Here is a 23,745-nt window from a genome sequence, read left to right as displayed (position 1 = left end):
AACGGATCGCAGCGTTCGCTCAACCCTTTGGTTGATAGGCCGACGCTCTGCCAGGCGCCATGATCCGAGTGGCACATTCAACCACCGGAGCCTTGCAATGAGTACTTCTTCAGACTGGATCACCGTCGGCGCCCTGGCCGATGGCTTTGCCCCCGAAGCCTTCATCCTGCCGAACCTCGCCGACCTGGACGGCAAGACCTTTACCCTGCACTTCGCCAATGGCTGGCAGATCGAACATCGCTTCGAACAGGACGCGCTGAGCTGGAAAGCAGCCGACGGGCATTCCACCGGCACCGCGCCGTATCGAGCCACGTCGGTGCGTCCAGGCCTGTACCTCGTCGACTTCATCAAGCGTGAAGGTGGCCAGACGTGGTCGGTGAGCCTGGTGCTCGATACCGTCAGCGCCGCGTTCACCGCCGTGATCGGGCGCATGCCCGCCGAGGCGCAAACGCGCGAGGGCCTCTACAGCCGCGCATTGGCCGGCAAACCATTGACCTCGGTGGAAGTCGAGTTCCTCCATGGCACGCTGGATCGTTCATGGCAACCGGGCCTCTGCCCTCACGCACCGACGAGCGAACTGGTGGGGCTGCGCAACCTGTATCGCTACAGCCCGAGTGAAGTCTACGAACACATCTACCTCAACCAGCGGTTTTATTCCTGGCAGTGCCTCAAGGGCGTTGAACAAGGCCTGTGCGACACCGACCGCTGCGACACCTACAAGATTGCCGATCAGCTGTACCTGTTCGTCTGGCGGGAGAAGATCATCCCGACCCTGGGCCTGGTGCTGATCGACCTGCAGCAGCACCGTAGTGACGGCAAGATTTTCGGTTACGCCGGCGCATCCTTCGACGAGTTCTCGAACTTCCCGGTCAGCTCCTATTGCCAGGTACTCAACCAGACGGAGTACCCCGATGCCTGAGCCAAGCACTGTGGTGATCACGGGTGCCGGCACCGGCATCGGTGCCGCTTGCGCCCGCCTGTACGCCGCCGAGGGCGCCAACCTGGTGCTGATCGGCCGGCGCCGCGAGCCGCTGGGGCAACTGTCAGAGGAAATCGGCGGCCTGGTGCTGGTGGGCGACGCGGCGTGCCCGGCGACGTGGGACGGCTTCGTCGCACAGATACGCCAACGCCTCGGCCGACTTGACGTGCTGCTGGCTTGCGCCGGCGGGCTGGGCCAGGGCAGCGCCACCGGCACCAGCCCGTCGGCGTGGGAAGCGGCGCTACGCAGCAACCTGGACAGCGCCTTTTACAGCGCTCGTGCCTGCCTGCCGCTGCTGATGGAGAGCGCCGGCAATATCGTGTTGGTCGCCTCCATCGCCTCCCTGGCAGCCGGACCGCAGGTCTGCGGCTACACCACCGCCAAACACGCGCTGCTCGGCCTCAATCGCTCGCTGGCGCGGGACTACGGACCACGCGGTGTGCGCGTCAACGCGGTTTGCCCTGGTTGGGTACGCACGCCGATGGCCGATGAAGAGATGCAGGCCTTGATGCAGTTCCACGGTGAGAATCTGCAACAGGCCTATGCCCGGGTCTGCGCCGATGTGCCATTGGGCAGGGCCGCGAGCGCCGAGGAAATCGCCCGGGTTTGTCGTTTCCTGGCCTCGCCGGATGCTTCGATCATCACCGGCGCGACGCTGGTGGCCGATGGCGGATCCAGCATCGTCGATGTGCCGACGCTGGCCTTCAGCCGAATGGAGCACGCAAATGCCTGATGATCTGGATTTCTCCGGCAAGACGGTGCTGGTGACCGGCGGCGCGCAAGGCATCGGCCGGGCCATCGTCGAAGGGTTTGCCTGGCGTGGGGCGCGAGTGGTCATTGCCGACCTGGACCTGGCGGGGGCCGAGGCTGTATCCAGCGACCTGCGCGCCAGCGCTTACCCGGTGGATGCCATGGGCGTCGACCTGGCCGACGCCACGGCCATTACGCAGATGATCGCCAAGCTGGAACAACGCACCGGCAGGCTGGATGTGCTGGTGCACAACGCCGGCTATTTCCCTCTGACGCCCTTCGCCGAAATCACGCCAGCGGTGCTGGAGCGAACGCTGGCGGTGAATTTGTCAGCGTTGTTCTGGCTGACCCAGGCCGCGCTGCCGATGTTCCGTCGCCAGGGTCAGGGCTGCGTGCTGGTGACCTCTTCGGTGACCGGCCCGCGCGTAGCCTACCCGGGCCTCAGCCACTATGCGGCGTCCAAGGCCGGGGTCAACGGCTTCATCCGCAATGCGGCGCTGGAGCTGGCGGCGGAAAATATCCGCGTCAATGGTGTCGAGCCGGGGATGATCGCAACACCAGCCATGGCCAACCTGGGGGACGCCCAAGTCAACCACGACATCGCCCGCCGAGTACCGCTGGGGCGACTCGGCAAACCGTCGGACATCGCCGGAGCCATGCTGTTCCTGGCCTCGGACCTGGCCGCCTACATCACCGGCCAGACCCTGATCGTCGATGGCGGCTCAACCTTGCCGGAGGTTTGAACCCTGTTCGCGATAGCGGTGGGTCAGCTGGCATCAATGCTGAATCAACTGCCGCCATCGCGAGCAAGCTCGCTCCCACACTGTTTTGTGTCGATCACCTGATCCGGAGTCAACCCGGTCACCTGTGGGAGCGAGCTTGCTCGCGAAGGGGTCGGCACATCCAGCATCTTCATCGACTGTGGCAGCCATCGCGAGCAGGCTCGCTCCCACACTGTTTTGTGTCGTTCACCTGATCCGGAGCCAACCCGGTCACCTGTGGGAGCGAGCTTGCTCGCGAAGACGTTGGGTCAAGCCACCCCTTGCGCCTGCTGCAACTGGCTGGAGCGGAACGCCTTGGGCGACTGTTCGAATTGTTTCTTGAACGAACGGCTGAAGTGCGCCGAATCGGTGAAGCCCCATTTGTAGGCAATCGAGGTGATCGACTCATCCCGCAAGAAAGGATTGGCCAAGTCATCGGCGCTGCGCTTGAGGCGGGCGCGCTGGATGTAGCGGCACACGCTGTCATCCTGCTCTTCGAACAAGCGGTACAGGTGTCGCACCGAGATGTTCAAGCGGTTGGCCAGGCCGACCGGGCTGAGACCGGGTTGGGTCAGGCATTCATCAATGACTTTCTGTACGTAGCTGCGCAGATGACTGCCTTGCAATCCGACGCTGTCGCCGCACAGGTCGGTTTCATGCTCCAGCGCCGATCCCAACAGCGAGACAAAGGCGTTCTGCAGGGCTTCGCCCTCCCCGGCGCTGCTTTCGCCCTCCGGGGTGTCCTTGCAGAGCTGGTCCACCAATACATGCAGCATTCTTCCGCAAGCCTTGCTTGAAGAAATCTTGCCGAAGGTCTTGCTGTCGCCGCCCAGTCGCCTGGCGACGTCCCGCCGAGATAACGACAACACGGCATGCTCGATCAGGCCGAACGGGCTGATTTCAAGGGAACCCACCGAATCCATCAGCAACAGCTCGCCGGGAGCCAGCTGGATGCTCGTGCCATTTTGGGTGATACGCGAATAACCGCTGCGCTGGCTGACCAGGAAACAGTCCTGGTCATCATCGTGATCCGGTTTGCATAGCTGGCGCCTGATGGAACCGGCATTGGTGCGCAGGTTGGCGAGTGAGAGGCCGCCGCGCTGAAAGGTCGACACTTCGCCAATGAACAACGCGCGATTGAAGGCCAGCTCCGTCTCGAAATGGCCGCATGTCGCGCGCAGGTCCCGATTCCAGGTGTCCAGCCCGCCTTGCCCAGCCTGTTGCATGCTCATGGCGCTCTCCACAATGGCTTATTGTTTTTGTGCGGCAATAGTTAACATGTTATCTAAATGCACGCAACAAGTACCTGATCGCCAGAGCAGTAGCAGGAATGATGCCAGGCAAAACGAAAACTCAGAACGTCGAAAGTACCCTCCGCAGCCCATCCAGCGTTGCGAACAAGGCATCGCGCTGCAACGGGCTCAGCGCGATGTAGCGGCGGAACGAGGGCATCCGGTTGACCACTTCGCTGCCGCCCACATGCTCCAGTCGCACAGACCATTGCCGGCCTTGCAGCTCGATGTCCAGGCGCTTGAAGTCCAGCGGCATCAGGGCGGCGTAAAGCGCACGATCACCTTCGATGGCCGTCCGCAGCCGAACCGACAACGCGGCATCTCCTTTCAACTGGCGGCAACGAATGCCGCTGCGCCGAATGGCTCCGCCATGGTGCAATTGCAGGCGCGCGCTGCCCTCTCTCGACGCAGGCACGTGCAACACGAACTCGGTCGTTACCACATGCATCAGCAACTGCGACTCGGTGCGTTCGACGATCTCCAGTTGCAGGCCGCCATCGTCGGTGACCATCGTCGCCGCCCCCGGCATCGACACCGCAAACCGCGCCAGTGCGAGGTTGCGTCGCAAATGCTCCAGCGTTACCCCGGGTCGATAACCGGCCGGGGCGCGACGGGCGCTGAACAGCTCAGACAGCTTTTGCAGCAGGCTCGATAAACCCGCCGACAGGTTGCCCTGGCTCATGGGAAAACTCCTTGGCCAGCACGTCTTCGACGGTCGCCGGCTTGAATGGATTGACCTTCTGCACCACCAGGGTCCAGAACAGGGCGTAGGCCGCGGTACCGCCAAGCATCACGGCGAAAGGCACATAAATGTCCGCCGGATTCATGCCCGGCGGCGTGATGAACCACATGCCCAGGACGATGCCGACGCTGGACAGGATCTGTGGCAGCGGGAAAAACGGCGAGCGGTAGGCCCGGGGCAGATCGGGACGGCGGACGCGCAGGCTGATCACCGAAATCGTCACCAGCAGATAGGCAAAACTCCAGGCGCACACCGCCGCCAGTACCAGATGCATGATGTTATCGGTGTTACCGCCGAGCCACAGCGCATGCAGGCAAGGGATCAGCATTGCCACCAGGATGCACAGCAGCGGCGTCTTGAAACGGGGATGCAGGTAGGTGAAGACCTTGGGCAGCGCGCCATCCACCGCCATACCGTAGAGAATACGCGGCACCCCGGCCATCAGCGTATTGATGGTCGCGGCGCCGGCAAACAGGAAGCCGATCCCCAGCCACATCGGCCCGATGTCGCCCATGACCTGCTCGGCGAAGCGCGGAATCGCCATGGGCGTGTCCAGCAGGTGCACGCCGCTGGTGGCATCGAGCAGCACGTTTTCCACCTGGCGCTTCATCGCCGCGCCATAGATGAACATGCAGGCCGCGACGCTGAACAGGCCCAGCATCATTGCCCTCGGCATGGTCCTGGCTGACTGGCGCAGGTCCGGCGCCAGTGGCGTGACAAATTCGCATCCGACGAACATGAACATTGCCATGCCCACCAGCGACAGCACCGTGACCAGGTCGGTCCCGACCACGGACGCGCCGAACCAGCCCTCGAGTTCTACCGCCGGCGCGGCGATCAGCCCCAACACGCCGAACACCATCAGGGTCGTCCACATGCCGAAGGTCAGGATGATTTCGGCCCGGCCGAAAGCACTGACGCCGAATGCGTTGAGTACACCAAACACCACCACGAAACCCACGCCCAGCAGCCAGGAACCACCGGCCGATTCGACCAGGGTATTGAGGTGTTCGAAGTTCACCAGGGCCATGACCCCGGCCAGGATGGTTTCCGCCGTTCCGGCAAACACATGGACAATCAGGTACGCCGACAAAGTGCCGGTAATCGCGAAGAAGCGCCCCATGCCGCAGTTGATGTAATCGTAGACCGAGCCGGTGGTCGGCAAGATCGATGCGGCTTCGGCGAACGTCGTTGCCTGGGCCAGCATCATCACCACCGCGATCAGCATCGCCATGGCGAAGGCGCTGCCACCGATGCCGAACCCCATGGTGGCGGTCAGGATGACCGGGCTGGCCATGATCAGGCCAATGGTGCTGGCCAACGCAGTGGGAAAACCCACCGTACCCCGGTTCAGATGCTCGGTGAGCCTGTCATTGATCGACATGGTGCGGATCCTCGAAAAACGGACTTTTAGTATGGGTGCTACCGCCGTCCGGGCACTGGCGTTCAAGCCTTCCCCAGCCAGTCCCTGATTAAAACGGCGTTGCGTGCAGGATCACTGTGCGCCGCCCTCGCCCCGAGCGTCTTGCCCATGCCTGCCGCCGGTCTTGTAGCTGCCTGCCACTGCCACAGCCATGGCGGCCAGGATCAATACCTTGGCAGGCTGGTGAAAGACTTCGCAGCCCAGGCTCTCCCTAATGCGCGCTCCGCTGTCCTATCGCACTGGGGAAAACACCATGGAGCACACTCGTCAATCACGCCTGCCACGCCAGGCCATCGGCCTGGGCATCGCCTTGCTGGCGGCAGGCTCATCGGCCCAGGCCATTGAGCTTTATGCCGACGATGACACCACCGTCAGCGGCAACTTCCTCGCGGTCTACGGTCTGTTCAACAGCCGCAAGAACTACGACGGCAGCGCCGGCGGTTCGAGCTGGCGCGAAGGTTTCATCAAGTATGGCCTGAGTATCGAGCAGACACTCGACGGCCGCGGGAACCTCTACGGGACCGCCAACCTACTCAGCTCCGGCACCTGGGGCGATGGCGATGCGGCGGGCCTGAGCGACGGTTCCGAACGCACCACGAAATTCGACGAGGCCTTCGCCGGTTGGCGCTCCGGCGATCTGTTCCCGCTGTTGGGCAAGGATGGCGTCGACCTGTCCTTCGGTCGCCAGGTGATTACCCTTGGCGACGGTTTCATCATCAACGACGACGGCCTTAACGTCGGCAAGGGCGTGGCCGATGGCGAACTCAATCGCGGCGGAGCCTATTACCTCGCCGCCCGGCACGCCTTCGACAAGACCGCGGTGCTGCGCCTGGGCGACAAGGACGGCGTGCATGGGAGCCTGTTGTGGTTCAAGTCCGACAATCGCGCCCAAGCCAACACCGAGATGGCCGCCGGCACCCTGGAATACACCGCAGCACCCGGCACCCTCGGGCTGACCTACATCCATGGCATCGACGTGGATGAGCACTACGCCAGTGACTTGCAGAAACAACGCGACGGCATGGACATCTACAGCCTGCGCGGCGCGGGCGATGCCGGTATCGAAAACGCGCACTTCTCCTTCGAATACGCCTGGCAAGACAAGGACGCCGGCCCTCAGAAAGCCTGGTACACCGAAGCCGGTTATACCTTCGCCGAGCTGCCCTGGAGCCCCGACCTGACCTATCGCTACAGCCGTTATTCGAAAAACTGGGACTCGATGTTCACCGGCACGAGCCGAGGTTATGGCACCTGGTTCCAAGGCGAAGTGGCGGGCAATTACGCCGGCCCGTTCAACAGCAACACAGCCATCCAGCACGTCGGCCTCAAGCTCAAGCCAACCGAGACCGTGACGATCGGCGCATTGTTTTTCGACTACAAGACCTTGCACACCGCTCAAGCGCTGAACCTCGACGGTCGTGAGCTGGACCTGTACGTCGAATGGGCAGCCAATGAGCACCTGATCATCACGCCGCTGCTGGGCCTGTACAAGCCAGAGAAAGACGCCAGCAACGGAGGCAACCAGGTGGGCGGCAACGGCACCAATGTGTACAGCCAGTTGGTGGTGGCGGTTCCGCTCTGAGCGTCAGCCCTTGTGCTGATGCAACATGGTCTGGATCTGGTGCGTGGCCTGGCGGGTACTTTCCGCCAGCTTGCGCACCTCGTCGGCCACCACCGAAAAGCCGCGCCCGACCTCGCCCGCCCTGGCCGCTTCAATCGCCGCGTTCAACGCCAGCAGGTTGGTCTGGTCAGCAATGCCCTTGATCACGCCCACCACCGTGGCGATCTGCGCGTAAGTGACCTGGTTCTGCTCCAGCATGCGCTGGTGGGTAGACTGGGCCGAACGCTCATCACTGATGTCCCGCACCGCGCCCAGCACCCGGACCAGTCGCCCTTGGGCGTCGCGCACGGCGCGGCCACGCTCGCGGCACCAGATATAATCGCGACTCTTGTGTCGCATCCGATATTCGAAGACGTATTCGCCACTGCCTTGGCTGCCAGGAATCTCCCGGTCAAAGATCGCCATGATCTTCGGCAGGTCATCGGGATGGGTGATGCCGACCTGGGCGTCCCAGCCGTCCGGCAACTCGTCCGGCCCGTACCCCAGCAATGAGCGGAACTGACTGGAAAAGCGCATGCCGCTGGCCGGGTGCTGCAAATCGCCGTTGACCACGGTGATGTCCCAGCAGCCTTCGGTCAGGGTCGATTGCAGCAGCTCCCAGATCTGCGCCTCCTGAAAGTGCTGTCGGGATTGACGCTCAAGCTGCTCAAGCCGTGCCTGAAGCCCTTGCTCACGCTCTCCTGCCTGAGCCAGTTGTTGGCGAGCCAACGCATACGCCTGGTCGATTTGCCGGTGTCTTGATGCCTGCTCGTTCACTTGGCCCTCGGCCTGGCGTAAACGTTCAGCCGCATCCGCTGTTTGCCGGGCGTGTTGTTCAAGACTGGCCCGCAGTTGCGGATAGGCCACGAGCGCAGGCGCGTCATCGGCTTCGCCAGCCAGTACCCGCCGCACCTGCTCGATCAACGCCAATTTCTGCTTGCCGGTCTGGAGAAACATTTTCTGCCCCTGTGCCATTGATTCGAAGCACTGATCTGACCGCAAACGGGCGGTGCAGGCTTGCATCTGTCTGCACAGGTTTTGCTTGTGCCTGCCAACCGCAAAAATGGCAGCCACAGACATGCGACGCGGCAGACACGGTCAAGCCCGCCCGGCCTCCCAAGGGTTAGTCTCGGGGCTTTCCCTTGCCTGCGAACAGGAACTTACCATGAGCGATATTGCCCTGCTGCCCGAGGTCCAAGCCTTCCTTGGCCGACACCACGCGCTGTTCATCGACGGTGCTTATGTCGAAAGCCAGAGCCGACAGACCCTGGACGTGATCAACCCAGCCACGGGCCAGGTCATCGCCCAGGTCTGCGACGCCGGTCCTGGCGATATCGATGCGGCGGTCGAGTCGTCCCGGCGCGGTTTCAAGCAATGGTCCCAGGCCGCCCCGGCGGTTCGCGGGCATGTATTGCTGAAACTGGCGGACCTGATGGAGCAACACCGCGAGGAGCTGGCACAGATCGAAACCTGCCAATCCGGCAAGATCATCCATATCTCCCGCGCCTTCGAAGTCGACCAGGCTGCGCACTTCTTGCGTTACTACGCCGGCTGGGCGACCAAGATCAGCGGCCAGACCATCACCCCGTCGCTGCCCTCCTTCGCCGGCGAACGCTACACGGCGTTCACCCTGCGCGAACCGGTGGGCGTGGTGGTCGGCATCGTGCCGTGGAATTTTTCGACGATGATCGCCATCTGGAAACTCGCCTCGGCGTTGGTGACCGGTTGCAGCATTATCATCAAGCCCAGCGAGTTCACTCCGCTGAGTATCCTGCGCATCGCTGAACTGGCCATGGAAGCGGGCCTGCCGGCAGGCGCGTTGAACGTGGTGACGGGTAGCGGTCTGGTGGGCAAGGGCTTGATCGAGCATCCAGGCACCAACAAGGTATCGTTCACCGGCTCGGTGCCTACCGGCATCGCCGTGGGCCAGGCGGCGATGGGCGCCGGACTGACCCGGGCGACACTGGAACTGGGTGGCAAGAACGCTGCGGGATTCCTGCCAGATGTGGATCCCGAGGTGGCGGTCAATGGCATCATCGAGGCAGGTTTCCTGCACTCCGGGCAGATTTGCGCGGCGGCAGAGCGGTTCTTTGTCCACCGCTCGCAGATCGAACCGATCATGCGCAAGCTCGCCGAACGCCTGAGTCAGCTCAGCATCGGCTCACCGCTGGATGAAGCCACGCAATTCGGTCCGGTGACCAACCGTCAGCATCAGCAGAAACTCGGCGAGTATTTCGCCAGGGCGCGGGCACAGAACAACACGATTGTTCACGGCGGCAAGCTGATCGACAGGCCTGGCTGCTATGTCGAGCCGACCATCATCCTCGCCAACCATCGAGATGATGCGCTGCTCAATGAAGAAACCTTCGGCCCGATCGCCACCTTCCTGCCCTACGACACCGAGGAGGAACTGCTCGACCTGATGAACGACTCGCCCTACGGGCTGAGCGCCAGCCTTTGGACCAACGACCTGGGCAAGGCCCTGCGCATGGTGCCCGCCATTGAAGCCGGCACCGTCTGGGTGAACATGCACACCCTGCTCGACCCCGCCGTGCCATTCGGCGGGAGCAAGTCTTCGGGTATCGGCAGGGAGTTCGGCAGCGCGTTCATCGATGACTACACCGAGCTGAAGTCGGTGATGATTCGGTATTGAGCTCCGGTTGCATTGATTCCCCATGCTCGCTGCTCACAAAGCCCCTGTGGGAGCGAGCTTGCTCGCGAAAGCGGACGTTCAGTCAAAGACGATGTTGAACCTGACAATGCCTTCGCGAGCAGGCTCGCTCCCACACAGGTTCCGCTGTGCCGCCACCATCCCCGCCCGACACTCATCACCTGTGGGAGCGAGCCTGCTCGCGATAGCGGACTGTCAGTCAATAAATGATGTCGAACCTGACAACGCCATCGCGAGCAAGCTCGCTCCCACACAGGTTCCGCTGCGCCGCCACCATCCCCGCCCGACACTCACCACCTGTGGGAGCGAGCTTGCTCGCGATAGCGGACGTTCAGTCAAAGACGATGTTGAACCTGACAATGCCTTCGCGAGCAGGCTCGCTCCCACACAGGTTCCGCTGCGCCGCCACCATCCCCGCCCGACACTCATCACCTGTGGGAGCGAGCCTGCTCGCGATAGCGGACTGTCAGTCAATAAATGATGTCGAACCTGACAACGCCATCGCGAGCAAGCTCGCTCCCACACAGGTTCCGCTGCGCCGCCACCATCCCCGCCCAGCTCCCACATGAGGTGTGGGCGCAGTTTTCATCTGCGGTGAGCATTGACCGGCGGTACACGCCCGCGCCACGGCTGGGCGCGTTCCAGTTGGGCGGCCAGGGCCAGCAAGGTGCTTTCTTCGCCGAACCGCCCGGCAAAATGCGCGCCCAGCGGCAGGCCGTTTGCGCTCCAGGACAACGGTACCGACATCGCCGGCTGGCCGCTGGCATTGAACAGCGCCGTGAACGGCGAGTAGCTGTGGAATCGCTCGATGAGCGCTTCAAGGCTCATGCAGACGTCGTCAACGTTGAGCTCGCCAATCATCACCGGTTCGCGGGTCAGGACCGGAGAAAGGATCACGTCGTAATCCTGCATGAACACCGCCAACTGGCGGCCCAGCGCATGAATCCATTCCACCGCGCCGACGTACTGGGCGCCGCTGACGTTGCCTTTGTCCCGCAGGATGATCCGGGTGCGCACTTCCAGTTCCTCCGCCTGCACCGCAGACCCACGCATCTGGCCCAGCAGGTCGACGTAACGGCGCGTGCTTGCGCCAATGATGGTGAAAACCTGATCATAAAAATCAGGCAGCACCACCGGCAGTTTCACCGGTTCGACGCGGTGGCCCAAGGCTTCACACAACCTCGCGGCCTCGTTCACCGCCTGCACGCTTTGCTGGGAGGTGGCCCAGGGGCCGAGCTGTTCGACCAAGGCAATACGCAACGGCTTCGGATCACGCAGCAGCGCCGTCACATAAGGCTGGACCTGGACCGGCGCGGCATACGGCGCTCCCAAGTCGATTCCGGCGGTGGCGTCCAGCAGCGCGGCGCTGTCACGCACCGACAAGGTGATAACGTGGGGCGTGCCCATTCCTGCCCAGCCCTCGCCCATTATCGGACCTGACGGCATCAGGCCGCGGCTGGGCTTGAAGCCGAACACCCCACAGCAGGACGCCGGCACCCGCAACGAACCGCCGCCATCGTTGCCATGGGCGAACGGCACCACCCGGGCCGCCACCAGCGCCGCCGCGCCACCGCTGGAGCCGCCCGCGCTGCGCTCGGTGTTCCAAGGGTTTCGCGTGGCGCCAAAACGTGTCGATTCGGTGGAATAGGACGTGCCAAACTCAGGCGAAGTGCTGGTGCCCATCATCACGCATCCAGCCTGCCTCAGGCGTGTCACCACTTCCGATTCGAAGTCTGCGCGGCAGGCCCCCAGCGAACGGGAGCCGTTGGTCATCGCTGCCCCCTGGACCGGCGAAAACAAATCCTTGATCAAGGTTGGAACGCCCGCCAACAGTCCCTGCCGGACTTGCGGTCCACACACCGCCTCCCGCGCCGACTCGTACAGCCGTTCCGCCACGGCATTGAGCTGTGGCTCGACCTGTTCCAGACGTTCGATGCCCGCCTCCAGCAGTTCCCCGGGCTGGACCTCGCCACGCCTGACCCACTCGGCCAGTGCAACGGCGTCTTGGGTGTCCATCAATTGATGTATGTCTTGCAGACTCATGGTTCAGACTCCTTGTTTCATGACGATTGACGTGATCCGGCGACGTTCGCCCGGCCGTGGCCACGCGTGCGCAAACCGACGGCCACCCATAGCAGCGCCGCCGCAAGGCTGGCGAAGGCCAGCCATTGGATCGATTGACGAAGGTCCCCGGTAAATACACCCACGGCAGCCACCACCAACGGGCTGATGAACTGGCCGAAATAGAGAAACGAGGTGAAGCCGCCCAGGCCCCGCCCGCGGGTGCTGGCGGTCAAGGCGTTCATCACCGGCGCCATTACGTTCGGCACCAGCAGCCCGGCACCCAGCCCCTGGACGAATACGGCCAGCAGCACCGCGTTGTAGCTTTGCGCTCGAACCAGCAGGCACAGCCCAAGCCCCATCAACGTGAGCAACAGGGCGTTGCAACCGGCGATGCCGAAGCGGCGGCGCAGCAACGGCCAGGTCAACGAGCCGACGAGCGTTGCCAACAGGCTCAACCCCGCCGCCAGGCCGATCAGGGTGCTGGAGGTCACGCCAAGGCTGACCAGCAACGTCGGCGCCTGGATCGGCATGACAATGGTCAGGACCATGCCGCACACAATCATCAGATAGCCAACCAGCAGTTGCGGCACCGCGACCTTGGTCGGTGCCGACTCATCGAGGCGCTCGGCCGTTTGCAGCTTGCTCACCGGCGGTTCCCACAAGACTTTCATCATGGCGGGCACCAACAACAACGGCAGCAGGTAAAGAAGGAACGGCGAGCGCCACGAGTGCTCTCCAAGCGCACCCCCGACGACAAAAAACAGCGCCCCCACCAGGCCTATCGTCACCACTTGGCGGTTGACGTAGCGCAAGCGTTCCTCGCCGTGCCAATAGTCGGCAATCAAAGTCGCGCAGCAGGTCATCACCGCCGCCTCCGCGCAGCCAAACAGCAAGCGCGCGCCGACAATCGCCGGCAAGTTGTCGAGCAGCGCCGGCAACGCGCCGAGCACCGCATAGAGCAAGGTGGCGATCACCAGCAAGGCCTTGCGCCCGACCCGGTCGGCCAACCAGCCGGCCAACGGCGCGCAGAGGGCAATCGCCAACGCGGGCCCGGTGATTGCCAGCGGCACCAACAAATCGGCGCGAGGCTCGACGGGGCCGAACTCGGCGGCCAGCCTGGGAAGAATCGGCGTGACCATTACCGAGCCCATGATGGTCAGGCTGCTGCCGAGCATCAGCACCAACCCTTCACGCCGGCCAACTGCCTGACGCGGCGACGCCGTTGAAATGGAGTTTGATGAGTTCATGACGTCCCCCTAGAAACTGTGAGAAATGCGCAGGGCCGTGGTGTAGCCCTCGGCGCGGTTTCGCGCGTCGAATTCCTTGTAGACGTGCAGCCAGATCGGCGGCACGCCGGGCTTGAAATAACTCACCGCCGGCCCGACCGCGAGCACCCGGGCGCGATTGCCCGACTCCAGCCCCGGAGCATCGTCGTCGGTGAACTGGCGGTAGTAGTAGCCGCCCACACCCAGCGTCCAGGGGCCGACATGCTGGCCGACGGCGAATTCATGGCGATACTCGACGCCGCTTTTGTAGTCGGTGGCAGGGTTGCGAGTGTTCACATCGACTTCGAAGCTGGAGGACACCTCGAAGCCGGTGTCTGAGATATAGGTCGCGTTGAGGATCGGCGAGAACGTCCAGTGGTTCAGGCCCGGCGAGATCAGCCGGTCCTCGTCGTAATCGCCCGTCGGGGTCTGGATCTGGAATTGCGCGTTGACGAACAGGTTTGGCGACAACGTCCATTGCAGGATGACGGGCAATACCTGGATGTCGGCCATGCGAAACGGATCGGCTTCGAGGTTCAGCGGACCGACCGGCGTCTGCACCCTTACCGAGGCGTCCATCTGGAAGAACGGCACTACCGCGCCATAGCCGTACTTGGCGCCGAGCACGGTGTAATCGGTCATGTGCATGTAGGCGACGCCGATCGACAGCACATCGAGGGACAGGTTGTTGTCCACCGAGCGACCATGACGGTCTTTCTGCACATTGGCCGAATAGAACGCAGTACGCAGCCCGACCGTCCCGAAGGGCGTGGCCGGCGGCATCATGCCGGCACCGAAGTCGTAGACGCCGAACGCAGTGGTCGGCGCACCGTTCTCGGTAGCGTTGGCCACGGCGCAGGCGCCGAAAAGCCCCAGGGTGAGCCACGTAAAATGCCGCAGGTTTTTCTTTTTATTCTGATTCATCGAATGCCCCATCCCAACCATGTGGTGATGGGGTCATCCTAGGGAGCCGGTCCGCCAGCCGTTATCCGTTTTCAGCACAGATGCGTGCGCCGCAGGGTTTGTGAAGGGGTTTCGCCGAACAGGGTCCGATAGTCGCTGGAGAAACGGCTCAGGTGCCAGAAGCCCCAGCGTGCCGCCACCTCCTGCACGCCCCTGGCCTGGTCGCCAGCGCGCAGCTCCCGGCGCACGGCATTGAGGCGCAGCGCCCTTAAATAGGCCACCGGGTTGATGCCCAGGGTTTCCTGGAAGCAGTACTGCAATTTACGCCGGCTGGCGCCAATGTGGTTGCACAGGTCGAGGATCGACAGCGGCTCGTCGACATGGGCCAGGGCATATTCCCGGGCCCGGTCGACCATGCGCTTGCGGGCCGTCGGGGTCAGCGGCGGCGCCTGGTCGGGCGCCACCAGCTCCAGCAGGTGCAGCATCACCGTATCGCGCAGGCCACGGCGGATCGACTCGAAGCCCAACAATGACTCATGCCCCTGGCCGCCCCCTTCGAGTTCGTCGAAGAGCGCCGCCAGCTCAGCGGGCAAGGTCGAATCGCCGAGACGGTAACACTTGGGAAGATCGGTAATTCGAAAGTCGCTGCCCTGGCGCTCCAGCAGGTGCTCCAGGGCTTGCTCCTTGACGGCGACGCCGAGCAGGTCCAAGTGCTGGGGTGTGCGCAGGTCCGGCAGGTTGCGGCCGTGGGCGACCATCAGGCTCGGCTCGACAATCGGGTGCCCGCAGCAGAACACCGGCCCGTCAGCGCGCAACGGTACGCTGAAGGTAATCGCGCCCTCCCATGCCATGCCGCGCTTGGTCATGGCCTGATTAGAGCGGTCGCGCACCAGTTGCATCCAATCTGCACGGAACTCGATCAACTCGCCTTCGAAGCGTCCTGGCGTCAGTTGGTCGTAGCTCACCTGCCAGCCGCCCATGTTCCGCGCGTGCTCGTCGATGTCGCCGGTGCGGAACCGATTGATCGGCCGCGTCGGCAACCCGTCCGCCATGTCGTCGTTCATTCACCCGACCTTCGCTGATTCCAGGGTTATGGATCGAAGATCAGGCAAGTTCCATTCCGTCTCCCGGGTGACTCGCTCGATTGTGCCGAAAACGGCTAGTCAGCTGCCTGCGCCGCCGTGGGCTTCTTCAAAGAAGTAGTCCTTCCAGCTGTCGGCCTTGTTCTTCAATACACCCAGCTCATGCAGTTTGTCGGCGTAGATATAGGTGCGTTGCGGGACCACGGTGAAATCGATTTCCGGGTCGCTGACGATCTTCTCCACCAGGGCCAATGGCAGCTTGGATTGCTCTACCCGGATATACGTCTGGGCGGCGGCAGGTTTGTCGGCCTTGATGATGTTCTGGGCTTCGACCAGCGCGGCGTAGAACGCCTTGTAGGTCTTCGGGTTTTCGTCGTGGAATTTCTCCGTGGTGTAGAGCACGTTGAACGTGGCCGGCCCGCCGAGCACCTCATAGGAGCTGAGGACTTTGTGCACGTTGGGGTTCTGCAACGCCTGGTACTGGAACGGCGGGCTGGAAAAGTGCGAATTGATTTCCGACTTGCCCGCGATCAACGCGGCCGTGGCGTCCGGGTGCGGGAGGCTGACCGAGATGTCGTCGAATTTCTTGTAGTGCTCATCGCCGAACACCTTGGCCGTCTCGATCTGCAATGTGCGCGACTGGAAGCCGACACCCGCCGCCGGAACCGCGATCCGATCCTTGTCGGTGAAGTCCTTGAGCGTCTTGATCCCGGGGTTGTTGGTCAACAGGTAGTTGGGCATCGAGCCCAGCGAGGCGATGGCCTTGACGTTCTGCTTGCCCCGGGTCCGATCCCAGATCGTCAGCATCGGCGGCACCCCGGCCGACACCACGTCGAGGGCGCCGGTCAGCAACGCTTCGTTCATGGCGGTGGCGCCGGAGATGCTGTTCCAATCCACCTTGATGTCCAGGCCCTGGGCCTTGCCATGTTTCTCGATGAGCTGCTGGTCACGCACGACGTCCAGGATCAGATAACCGATGCCGAATTGCTGGGCGATGCTGATCTTGCCTTCGGCATGCGCCTGCGGCCCGACCAGCAGGCTCGCCGCCAGGGAAAGAAAAAGTACGGGACGCTTGAACGTCATAGCCGTGGCCTCTTATGGATAAATTCAGGCGCCGACTTTAAAGCTATAAAAAATAAAATTTAAATACCTGTATCGCATAACGATAGCACCTGAAGATTCAACGCGGCCGACTTGACATTATCCGGGCGGAGGATTAATCACCCAGGGACACCGAGGCGCAGCCGCTGCCCCCTCCGAACCTGCCCATTCTTGAAACGAGCCGCGCGACCATGAACGAGATGACCTGTGACATCCGCATTGCCGCCGAGTCCGTATCCCGACCGCGCGCGCTGGTGTTCCTCGCCTATCCGCAGATGGGCCTGCTCGACCTGACCGGCGCCCAGACGGTGTTCTGGGCGGCCACCAAAGCCATGACCGAACGTGGCCTGCCCGGCTACCGGATGCACACCGCCAGCCTTGAAGGCGGCCTGATGCAGACCGCCGAAGGGCTGGTCGTGCAAACCTGCGCCCTGGGTGAGTTCGACAACGCCGTCATCGACACGCTGATCGTGCCTGGCGCGCCGAACATCCGCCAGGCGATGATCGACTGCGTCGAGCTGGTGGACTGGCTGCGCGCGGCCTCGACCAAGGCCCGCCGCACCGCTTCGGTGTGCAGCGGGACCTTCCTCATGGCCCAGGCCGGCTTGCTCGACGGCCGCCGCGCCGCCACGCACTGGGCCATGTGCGAAATGCTCAAGAGTGGCTTCCCCTTGATCGAAGTGGACCTCGACGCGATTTTTATCCAGCAGGACAGCGTCTGGACCTCGGCGGGCGTCAGCGCCGGCATCGACATGGCCCTGGCCTTGGTGGAAGCCGATTGTGGTCGCGATGTCGCGCTGCAGGTGGCCCGGGAACTGGTGGTGTTTCTCAAGCGCCCCGGTGGGCAGGCGCAGTTCAGCCAGTTGCTGCTGGCACAGACCCAGGACAGCGCCGGATTCGATGAACTGCACGCCTGGCTCGCCGAGCACCTGGATGAGGCCGACCTGAGCATCGAGCGCCTGGCCCGGCAAGCGCGCATGAGCCCGCGCAACTTCGCCCGGGTCTACAAGCGCCAGACCGGACGCACCCCGGCCAAGGCCGTCGAGATGTTCCGGCTCGAAGCGGCCAGACGACTGCTGGAGGACTCCGAGCGCAACATCGATCAGATTGCCCGTTCGTGCGGCTTCGGCGACGAAGAACGGATGCGTTACACCTTCCAACGCCACCTCTCGATTTCACCACGGGACTATCGCAACCGGTTCTCCCGCTGAGCTTGAACCGCGCTGTCGCGTCAGGCTACGCACCTGGCTTGCGCCTGTGCTTCGGCCTGCTCGCCGATGAACGCACAGCAGCGTGAACGGAGCCAGCGTTCTCCCGGGTCGTTATGGGAAGTCCCTCAGGACGAGTGCCCGGTCTGGCAGGATTTCAGGGTTTTATGTCCTACCCCGAGGCGAGGGGCAGCTTTTAAGATTCAAGACGATGCCCCCGTGTCCACCGCCACCGGGACCGGACCGACAAGACAAAAGAAAGGTTGCAGCGTGCCCACACCCGCCATGATGTTCAAAAGCATCTACGACAGCCTTCGGTATCAGCCGTCCCCGAAGGCGTCGAGCCCCTCAATGGGCATCAGCCCTCACCCGCTGGTCGACGCCCTGGGCTGGGCGGTCGGCCTGGTCGTGGCCTGCGGGATTGTCATCATCAATTCCGAAACCCATTCCGACTTGGCGCCGACGCTGCTGTACGTCACCTTGTTGCTGATGGCGGCCAACCTGTTTTCAATCAACCTGGTGATCACCGTTGCGCTGATGTGCATGTTCCTGCTGACGGCGATGTTCCTTTACAACGGCGGTTACCACCGCTGGGAATCGATCACCGGGTTCTTCCGTTGCCTGACGGCCCTGTCGGCCATCGCGTTTCTCGCACTGCGCAGCAAGCATGCCTCGGACCGCCTGCGGCATAACCAGGCCTACCTGATCGAAGCCCAGGCGCAGTTGGCCCATGCCACGCGGCTGACGTACCTGGGGGAAATGGCCGCCTCCATCGCCCATGAAGTGAACCAGCCGTTGACGGCCATTACCAGCAGCGGCGAAGCCTGTCGCCGCTGGCTGGACCGTCCGGTGCCCGACCTCAAGGAGGCCCTCGACTCGCTGGACCGGATCGTCGCCAACGCGTGCCGCGCCAGTGAAGTCATCAATCGGACCCGAGCGATGGCGCGCAAATGCGACCCTCTGCGCCGGCCCGAACGACTGGACGAAATCGTCAGCGAAACACTGGATCTGGTGCGCCACCAGCTGGCTCAGCACCAAGTCAGCCTGAAAGTAGACCTGACGGCGGCAAGCCTCGTCGACGCCGATCGGGTCCAGCTGCAGCAGGTGATCATCAACCTGGTCTCCAACGCTTGCCACGCCATGGAAACGCTCCCGGTGCGCGACCGAATCCTTTACGTGCGCACCTGGACGCACGCGCACGAGGTGCTGCTGGCGGTGACGGACCGGGGAATCGGCATCACGGCCGAGACACTGCCCTCATTGTTCAACCCGTTTTTTACCACCAGGGAAAACGGCCTTGGCATAGGCCTGTCGATCTGTCGCTCGATCATCGATTTCCATGACGGCAGGATCTGGGCTACCAGCGAGGCAGGCCAAGGCACCTCGTTCACCTTTTCGTTGCCGTTGTTAGCCAAAGCCTGACCTGTGCGGACCCCTGCCATGAACCCAAGCCACGCCATGCCCCCTGCCCTCGCCCATGAACCGATTGTCTACGTGGTCGACGACGACGCATCGTTACGCGAAGCCCTTCGCAGTCTGCTGCGGTCCATTGGCCTGTTGGTCGAACTGTTCGACTCGGTGACGGACTTCATGGGCCATCCACGTCCCGACGCACCCAGTTGCCTGTTGCTCGATGTGCGCCTTCGCGGCACCAGCGGGCTGGACTTCCAACAGCAGTTGGCGAATGCCGGAATTCATCTGCCGATCGTATTCATGACCGGGTATGGCGACATTGCCATGACCGTGCGGGCCATGAAGGCTGGCGCGGTGGATTTCCTGACCAAGCCGTTTCGCGAACAGGACCTGATCGATGCGGTGTCCGCCGCCCATCAGCGCGACCGACTGCGCCGCGAAGCCGAGCGTGGCCAGCAGGCGCTTCAGGACCGTTACGCCACGTTGACCGCCCGGGAGCGCCAGGTGATGGCACTGGCAGCGTCGGGCCTGATGAACAAGCAGATCGCCGGGCAAATAGGCTTGAGCGAGATCACCGTCAAGATCCACCGAGGCCAGGCCATGCGCAAGATGGCTGCGCGTTCGTTTGCCGACCTGGTGTGCATGGCCCAGGCCCTGGAACCGGGCCGTGATCGTTGAAAGTTCATACCCACGTATACTAGGCGCGGCTTTTGGACAGCGTATCTTGCAGTAATAGGGGCGCTTTAATAGCGACCTGATATTACTGCCAGGTTTCGAAATGTCCGACACTGCACTTATTGCTGTTATCGATGACGATGAATCGGTTCGAGTTGCATTGGATGGTTTGCTGCGCTCTCACGGGTATCGCGTCAGGACTTATGCCAGTGCCGTCGCCTTCCTGTCTTCAGCCGGGTTTGAAAACACCGCGTGCGTGCTGTCGGACATACAAATGCCGGGCATGACGGGCATTCAGTTGTGCGATGAGCTCTATGCCCGAGGGATCGACATTCCGCTTGTTTTCATCACGGGCCTGCCTGTTGTGCCCGCGCTGGCCATACCGGGGGGTTGCGGTCCCGTGGCGGTTTTCCCCAAGCCGTTCAGGTGTGGGGAGTTGGTTGCTTGCATTGAGTCGATTCTTGAACGGTCGGTTTAGATTGGTGTGTATATCCCGCGATGGCAGTAGGTCAGCCAATGAAGTGTTGGACGGGCTGGCCCCTTCGCGAGCAGGCTCGCTCCCACAGGGGTTCTCTGTATGCCGTGAAATCAGCGCCTGTCGAAAATCCAATGTGGGAGCGAGCTTGCTCGCGATGGCGGTGGGTCAGCCGTTGAAGATGTTGAATGGGCTGGCCTCTTCGCGAGCAAGCTCGCTCCCACAGTGACTCAATGTGGGACATGAAATCTGTGTTTGTCGAAAATCCAATGTGGGAGCGAGACTGCTCGCGAAGGTGATGGGTCAGTTGCATAACTGCCAGCATGTGCCCCGCTCTTGCTCTTGCTCTTGCTCTTGCTCTTGCTCTTGCTCTTGCTCTTGCTCTTGCTCTTGCTCTGCTTTTGACTTTGATCTCAGCGCCCCATTAACCACGCTGGCCGAACGCAGGCATTGCGCAGTGGGTAACCCGGCATGGATGCCGGGTTAGCCGCGCTGGGCCATGGATGGCCCTTCGCGGCGGCCCACGGAGCAATGCCGGAGTGAGGGCATGCCGAGCCTAGGCGAGGCACCGAGTGGTGGGGCAAAGCGCTTTTGCTTACTTTTGGCGCTCTTCCAAAAGTGAGCCGCCGTAAGGGCGGAACCCCAAGTGGCCATGACCGCGGCAACGGATATGCATGCAGCACCCAAGACCCGAGCACCTTTAATACCTCCGTATACCCCCCTCACACCCACGCATACCCCCACTGACCCTATGTAGAAGTGTCTAACCCAAAGCCACCCCCTACCATCTCCCACAGCGAACCGAAGCTGAATGCGCCCGATGATTTCAACCATCAGGCCCCACACCTTCGGGTACCTCGCAACACGGTCACGCTGAAACCTCAAACAATTCAACGTATCGATTTTCGTCTTCGGGAGCTCATCATGAAACAGCACATCTTGATTGTCGGCGCCGGTTTCGGCGGCGTATGGAGCGCACTCAGCGCCGCCCGCCTGCTCGACCAGCATGATCGCAACGACGTACAGATCAGCGTCCTGGCCCCCCAGGCGGAACTGCGCATCCGCCCGCGGTTCTACGAGCCGAACGTCCATACCATGATGGCGCCGTTGGGCGCGCTGTTCGATGCGGTCGGCGTGAACTTCGTCCAAGGCGTGGCCGAGAACATCGATGTCAGCCGCAAGCAGATCAGCTACCGCGACGTGTCCGGCAGCCTCGCGACGCTGGGCTACGACCGACTGGTACTGGCCGCGGGCAGCAAGCTGGTTCGCCCTGACCTGCAAGGCATGCTTGAACACGCATTCGATGTCGATGAGATCGAACAGGCAACACGCCTCGAAGCCCACCTCAATTCGCTCGGGAACCTGCCGGACAGTCCCGCACGCAATACCGTCGTCGTCGCAGGCGGTGGTTTCACCGGCATCGAAACCGCCACCGAAATGCCCGCCCGTCTGCGCGCCGTCCTCGGCAGCGACGCCGATGTCCGTGTGATCGTGGTCGACCGCGGGCCGAAAATCGGTGCGGCACTGGGTGAGGGAATCAGCCCTTCGATCATCGAAGCGTCCGAGCACCTGGGCATCGAGTGGATCCTCAATGCCTCGGTCGAATCGGTGGATGCCGGCGGTGTCACCCTCTCGGATGGCCAGCGCATCGAGTCCAGCACCGTTATCTGGACCGTAGGCTTTCGCGCGAGCCCTCTCACCGAACAGGTGCCCGCAACCCGCGACCGCCAGGGCCGGCTGCATGTCGACGGGCATTTGAAGGTGCTCGGGCAGAACGATATCTACGCCAGCGGCGACGTGGCCTATGCCGCCACCGACGACTTGGGCAACTACGCGGTCATGTCCTGCCAGCATGCCATCGCCCTGGGTCGTTATGCGGGCAACAACGTTGCCGCCGACCTGCTCGGCGTCGCGCCGATGACCTACAGCCAGCCCAAGTACGTGACGTGCCTGGACCTGGGCGCCTGGGGCGCGGTGTACACCGAAGGTTGGGACCGCCAGCTCAAATTGGTTGGCGAGGAAGCCAAGGAGCTCAAGACCCAGATCAATTCGGTCTGGATCTACCCGCCCGCCGCCGATCGGGCAACCGCCCTGGCCGCAGCCGATCCATCGATTCCCGTAGCCTGATTCCTCTCGCCTGATTCACGCGCCCGGCCCGGCCAGTCCTTCTGCGCCGGTCTTTCCCAGACGCCTGCCAAGTTTGTTTCGGCGGGCGTTTTTTCTACCCGCGCGGCAAGCCAGCCTGGATATCGCCACTGCCCAGCAAAATCCGTTGCAACGTCCATCGCCCTGCATGAGCGACACACGGTAAGGTAGGCAAAAATCCGGATCGAGGTGTGTCGTGGCGTCCTACTCCCTGCGTCAGTTGAAGTACTTCGTGACCACCGTGGAATGCGGCAGCGTCGCCGAAGCCTCGCGCAAGCTGTACATCGCCCAGCCATCGATTGCCACGGCGGTAAAAGGCCTGGAGGACAGTTTCGGCGTGCAATTGCTGATCCGCCATCACGCCCAGGGCGTCTCGCTGACGCCCGCCGGTGCGCGTTTCTATCGCAAGGCCCAGGAACTGCTGCGCATGGCCCGGGAATTCGAACAGAACGCGCTGGCGGACAACGACGTCGTCAGCGGGCAGATCGACATCGGCTGCTTCGAGACCGTCGCCCCGCTCTACTTGCCACGGCTGATCGCCGGGTTCCGAGAGCGTTTTCCCGGGGTGGAAATTCGCGTACAGGATGGCGAACAGCAGGAGCTGGTCCAGGGCCTGACGGGGGGACGTTTCGACCTGGCGATTTTTTATGAGCACGATCTCGACAGCACCATCGAAACCGAAGCGCTCACCGCGCCGCAGCGGCCCTATGCATTGCTGCCGGAGGGGCATCGTTTCGCCGATCAGGGCCAGGTGTCATTGCGGGACCTGGCGCTCGAACCGATGATCCTTTTGGACGTGCAGCCCAGCCGGACCTATTTCGTGAGTATTTTCGAAGAACTGGGCCTGACGCCGAACATTGTCTTCAGTTCGCCCTCCATCGAGATGGTGCGCGGCATGGTCGGTCAGGGATTCGGCTTCGCCGTGCTGGTTACGCGGCCGCAATCGAGCTGCACCTACGACGGGCAGCGAGTGGTGTGCGTCAACATCGCCGAAGACGTGACAGGTTCAGCGCTGGTGGCCGGCTGGCTCAAGCGCGCGCACTTGACCAAGCCGGCGCAGCTGTTCGTGGATTATTGCAAGGAGCAGTTCGGCGAGTGGCTGGCGTAGCCCATCCACCCGGCCGTCGCCTGACACACTGCTTTCCTCTGTGGCGAGGGGATTTATCCCCGCTGGGCTGCGCAGCAGCCCCTCAATC

General features: G+C 62.7%; 19 protein-coding genes and 2 pseudogenes. 11 read left to right on the top strand and 10 right to left on the bottom strand.

All coding sequences use genetic code 11. The annotated features are described in order from the left end of the window. The first annotated feature begins 97 nt into the window (after positions 1 to 97). Genes J3P86_RS12705 through J3P86_RS12695 form a run of 3 tightly spaced genes read left to right on the top strand, consistent with a single transcriptional unit; the run spans position 98 to position 2,472 of the window. Complete coding sequence (locus tag J3P86_RS12705) at positions 98 to 919, top strand: molybdenum cofactor biosynthesis F family protein (protein WP_434623852.1); 822 nt, start codon at positions 98 to 100, stop codon at positions 917 to 919. Beyond that, complete coding sequence (locus tag J3P86_RS12700) at positions 912 to 1,712, top strand: SDR family NAD(P)-dependent oxidoreductase (protein WP_434700513.1); 801 nt, start codon at positions 912 to 914, stop codon at positions 1,710 to 1,712. The genes J3P86_RS12705 and J3P86_RS12700 overlap by 8 nt, the downstream gene beginning before the upstream one ends. Then, positions 1,705 to 2,472, top strand: coding sequence for an SDR family oxidoreductase (locus J3P86_RS12695; protein ID WP_434623856.1), 768 nt, complete (start codon positions 1,705 to 1,707; stop codon positions 2,470 to 2,472). Before J3P86_RS12700 ends, J3P86_RS12695 begins: the two co-directional genes overlap by 8 nt. A 287-nt stretch (positions 2,473 to 2,759) precedes the next feature. On the opposite strand, the gene feaR is transcribed toward J3P86_RS12695, so the two are convergent. The 3 genes from feaR to J3P86_RS12680 all read right to left on the bottom strand — a co-directional run bounded on the left by feaR (position 2,760) and on the right by J3P86_RS12680 (position 5,908). After that, positions 2,760 to 3,722 (bottom strand): transcriptional regulator FeaR, encoded by a 963-nt coding sequence (feaR, locus tag J3P86_RS12690; protein ID WP_434604827.1) that lies wholly within the window; start codon positions 3,720 to 3,722, stop codon positions 2,760 to 2,762. A 121-nt stretch (positions 3,723 to 3,843) separates the two neighbouring features. Continuing rightward, the gene (locus tag J3P86_RS12685) at positions 3,844 to 4,464 is read right to left on the bottom strand and encodes a DUF3156 family protein (protein WP_434700512.1); all 621 of its coding nucleotides are present in this window, start codon (positions 4,462 to 4,464) and stop codon (positions 3,844 to 3,846) included. Further along, positions 4,409 to 5,908 carry an APC family permease gene (locus tag J3P86_RS12680; protein WP_434604823.1) on the bottom strand — a complete coding sequence of 500 codons (1,500 nt, stop codon included), beginning with the start codon at positions 5,906 to 5,908 and terminating at the stop codon, positions 4,409 to 4,411. Before J3P86_RS12680 ends, J3P86_RS12685 begins: the two co-directional genes overlap by 56 nt. 292 nt (positions 5,909 to 6,200) lie before the next feature. Between J3P86_RS12680 and J3P86_RS12675 the strand changes: the two genes are divergently transcribed. Further along, positions 6,201 to 7,529, top strand: coding sequence for an alginate export family protein (locus J3P86_RS12675; protein WP_434700511.1), 1,329 nt, complete (start codon positions 6,201 to 6,203; stop codon positions 7,527 to 7,529). A 15-nt stretch (positions 7,530 to 7,544) separates the two neighbouring features. On the opposite strand, the pseudogene J3P86_RS12670 reads toward J3P86_RS12675, so the two are convergent. Both J3P86_RS12670 and J3P86_RS12665 read right to left on the bottom strand, forming a co-directional pair. Next, positions 7,545 to 7,736: pseudogene (locus J3P86_RS12670) on the bottom strand (methyl-accepting chemotaxis protein); the annotation flags it as partial. Between the two features lie 105 nt (positions 7,737 to 7,841). After that, positions 7,842 to 8,084, bottom strand: a pseudogene (locus tag J3P86_RS12665) (PAS domain-containing protein); the annotation flags it as partial. Between the two features lie 628 nt (positions 8,085 to 8,712). On the opposite strand from J3P86_RS12665, the gene J3P86_RS12660 reads away from it, so the two are divergent. After that, a complete protein-coding gene (locus J3P86_RS12660; protein ID WP_434700509.1) occupies positions 8,713 to 10,200 on the top strand; it encodes an aldehyde dehydrogenase family protein in 1,488 nt (495 codons plus the stop codon). A 603-nt stretch (positions 10,201 to 10,803) separates the two neighbouring features. On the opposite strand, the gene J3P86_RS12655 is transcribed toward J3P86_RS12660, so the two are convergent. From J3P86_RS12655 to J3P86_RS12635, 5 genes are all read right to left on the bottom strand, one after another. Then, positions 10,804 to 12,261: an amidase gene (locus J3P86_RS12655; RefSeq protein ID WP_434700508.1), complete on the bottom strand. Its 1,458-nt coding sequence runs from the start codon at positions 12,259 to 12,261 to the stop codon at positions 10,804 to 10,806. Between the two features lie 17 nt (positions 12,262 to 12,278). Further along, positions 12,279 to 13,529 (bottom strand): MFS transporter, encoded by a 1,251-nt coding sequence (locus J3P86_RS12650; RefSeq protein WP_434700507.1) that lies wholly within the window; start codon positions 13,527 to 13,529, stop codon positions 12,279 to 12,281. A 9-nt stretch (positions 13,530 to 13,538) separates the two neighbouring features. Further along, on the bottom strand, positions 13,539 to 14,471 hold the full coding sequence (locus tag J3P86_RS12645) for a SphA family protein (RefSeq protein ID WP_434700506.1): 933 nt from the start codon (positions 14,469 to 14,471) through the stop codon (positions 13,539 to 13,541). A gap of 71 nt (positions 14,472 to 14,542) precedes the next feature. Then, the gene (locus J3P86_RS12640) at positions 14,543 to 15,514 is read right to left on the bottom strand and encodes a helix-turn-helix domain-containing protein (RefSeq protein ID WP_434604814.1); all 972 of its coding nucleotides are present in this window, start codon (positions 15,512 to 15,514) and stop codon (positions 14,543 to 14,545) included. A 99-nt stretch (positions 15,515 to 15,613) separates the two neighbouring features. Further along, positions 15,614 to 16,615 carry an ABC transporter substrate-binding protein gene (locus tag J3P86_RS12635; protein WP_434623876.1) on the bottom strand — a complete coding sequence of 334 codons (1,002 nt, stop codon included), beginning with the start codon at positions 16,613 to 16,615 and terminating at the stop codon, positions 15,614 to 15,616. 209 nt (positions 16,616 to 16,824) lie between these two features. Here J3P86_RS12635 and J3P86_RS12630 point away from each other — a divergent pair, with 209 nt between their 5' ends. From J3P86_RS12630 to J3P86_RS12605, 6 genes are all read left to right on the top strand, one after another. After that, on the top strand, positions 16,825 to 17,844 hold the full coding sequence (locus J3P86_RS12630; protein WP_434623878.1) for a GlxA family transcriptional regulator: 1,020 nt from the start codon (positions 16,825 to 16,827) through the stop codon (positions 17,842 to 17,844). Between the two features lie 348 nt (positions 17,845 to 18,192). Further along, positions 18,193 to 19,263: a sensor histidine kinase gene (locus J3P86_RS12625; RefSeq protein WP_434700505.1), complete on the top strand. Its 1,071-nt coding sequence runs from the start codon at positions 18,193 to 18,195 to the stop codon at positions 19,261 to 19,263. 18 nt (positions 19,264 to 19,281) lie between these two features. Next, positions 19,282 to 19,932: a response regulator transcription factor gene (locus tag J3P86_RS12620; RefSeq protein ID WP_434700504.1), complete on the top strand. Its 651-nt coding sequence runs from the start codon at positions 19,282 to 19,284 to the stop codon at positions 19,930 to 19,932. 100 nt (positions 19,933 to 20,032) lie between these two features. Then, the gene (locus J3P86_RS12615) at positions 20,033 to 20,407 is read left to right on the top strand and encodes a response regulator transcription factor (RefSeq protein ID WP_434700503.1); all 375 of its coding nucleotides are present in this window, start codon (positions 20,033 to 20,035) and stop codon (positions 20,405 to 20,407) included. A gap of 921 nt (positions 20,408 to 21,328) precedes the next feature. Next, positions 21,329 to 22,531, top strand: coding sequence for an NAD(P)/FAD-dependent oxidoreductase (locus J3P86_RS12610; protein ID WP_434700501.1), 1,203 nt, complete (start codon positions 21,329 to 21,331; stop codon positions 22,529 to 22,531). Positions 22,532 to 22,745: 214 nt separating this feature from the next. Further along, entirely contained in the window at positions 22,746 to 23,657 is a 912-nt protein-coding gene (locus J3P86_RS12605) for a LysR family transcriptional regulator (RefSeq protein ID WP_434568588.1), read from the top strand. Positions 23,658 to 23,745: the final 88 nt, after the last annotated feature.

The sequence above is a fragment of the Pseudomonas sp. D1-1 genome, from assembly GCF_051132225.1.
In the GTDB taxonomy this organism is placed as follows: Bacteria; Pseudomonadota; Gammaproteobacteria; order Pseudomonadales; family Pseudomonadaceae; genus Aquipseudomonas.
Note: the sequence above shows the minus strand (reverse complement) of the source record. Positions and strands in the feature narration are given on the sequence as shown.

Bases quoted from the DNA above. Each gene is read 5' to 3' on its own strand.
- J3P86_RS12705 (WP_434623852.1), top strand. From the start codon at position 98: ATGAGTACTTCTTCAGACTGGATCACCGTCGGCGCCCTGGCCGATGGC.
- J3P86_RS12700 (WP_434700513.1), top strand. From the start codon at position 912: ATGCCTGAGCCAAGCACTGTGGTGATCACGGGTGCCGGCACCGGCATC.
- J3P86_RS12695 (WP_434623856.1), top strand. From the start codon at position 1,705: ATGCCTGATGATCTGGATTTCTCCGGCAAGACGGTGCTGGTGACCGGC.
- feaR (WP_434604827.1), bottom strand. From the start codon at position 3,722: ATGAGCATGCAACAGGCTGGGCAAGGCGGGCTGGACACCTGGAATCGG.
- J3P86_RS12685 (WP_434700512.1), bottom strand. From the start codon at position 4,464: ATGAGCCAGGGCAACCTGTCGGCGGGTTTATCGAGCCTGCTGCAAAAG.
- J3P86_RS12680 (WP_434604823.1), bottom strand. From the start codon at position 5,908: ATGTCGATCAATGACAGGCTCACCGAGCATCTGAACCGGGGTACGGTG.
- J3P86_RS12675 (WP_434700511.1), top strand. From the start codon at position 6,201: ATGGAGCACACTCGTCAATCACGCCTGCCACGCCAGGCCATCGGCCTG.
- J3P86_RS12660 (WP_434700509.1), top strand. From the start codon at position 8,713: ATGAGCGATATTGCCCTGCTGCCCGAGGTCCAAGCCTTCCTTGGCCGA.
- J3P86_RS12655 (WP_434700508.1), bottom strand. From the start codon at position 12,261: ATGAGTCTGCAAGACATACATCAATTGATGGACACCCAAGACGCCGTT.
- J3P86_RS12650 (WP_434700507.1), bottom strand. From the start codon at position 13,529: ATGAACTCATCAAACTCCATTTCAACGGCGTCGCCGCGTCAGGCAGTT.
- J3P86_RS12645 (WP_434700506.1), bottom strand. From the start codon at position 14,471: ATGAATCAGAATAAAAAGAAAAACCTGCGGCATTTTACGTGGCTCACC.
- J3P86_RS12640 (WP_434604814.1), bottom strand. From the start codon at position 15,514: ATGAACGACGACATGGCGGACGGGTTGCCGACGCGGCCGATCAATCGG.
- J3P86_RS12635 (WP_434623876.1), bottom strand. From the start codon at position 16,615: ATGACGTTCAAGCGTCCCGTACTTTTTCTTTCCCTGGCGGCGAGCCTG.
- J3P86_RS12630 (WP_434623878.1), top strand. From the start codon at position 16,825: ATGAACGAGATGACCTGTGACATCCGCATTGCCGCCGAGTCCGTATCC.
- J3P86_RS12625 (WP_434700505.1), top strand. From the start codon at position 18,193: ATGGGCATCAGCCCTCACCCGCTGGTCGACGCCCTGGGCTGGGCGGTC.
- J3P86_RS12620 (WP_434700504.1), top strand. From the start codon at position 19,282: ATGAACCCAAGCCACGCCATGCCCCCTGCCCTCGCCCATGAACCGATT.
- J3P86_RS12615 (WP_434700503.1), top strand. From the start codon at position 20,033: ATGTCCGACACTGCACTTATTGCTGTTATCGATGACGATGAATCGGTT.
- J3P86_RS12610 (WP_434700501.1), top strand. From the start codon at position 21,329: ATGAAACAGCACATCTTGATTGTCGGCGCCGGTTTCGGCGGCGTATGG.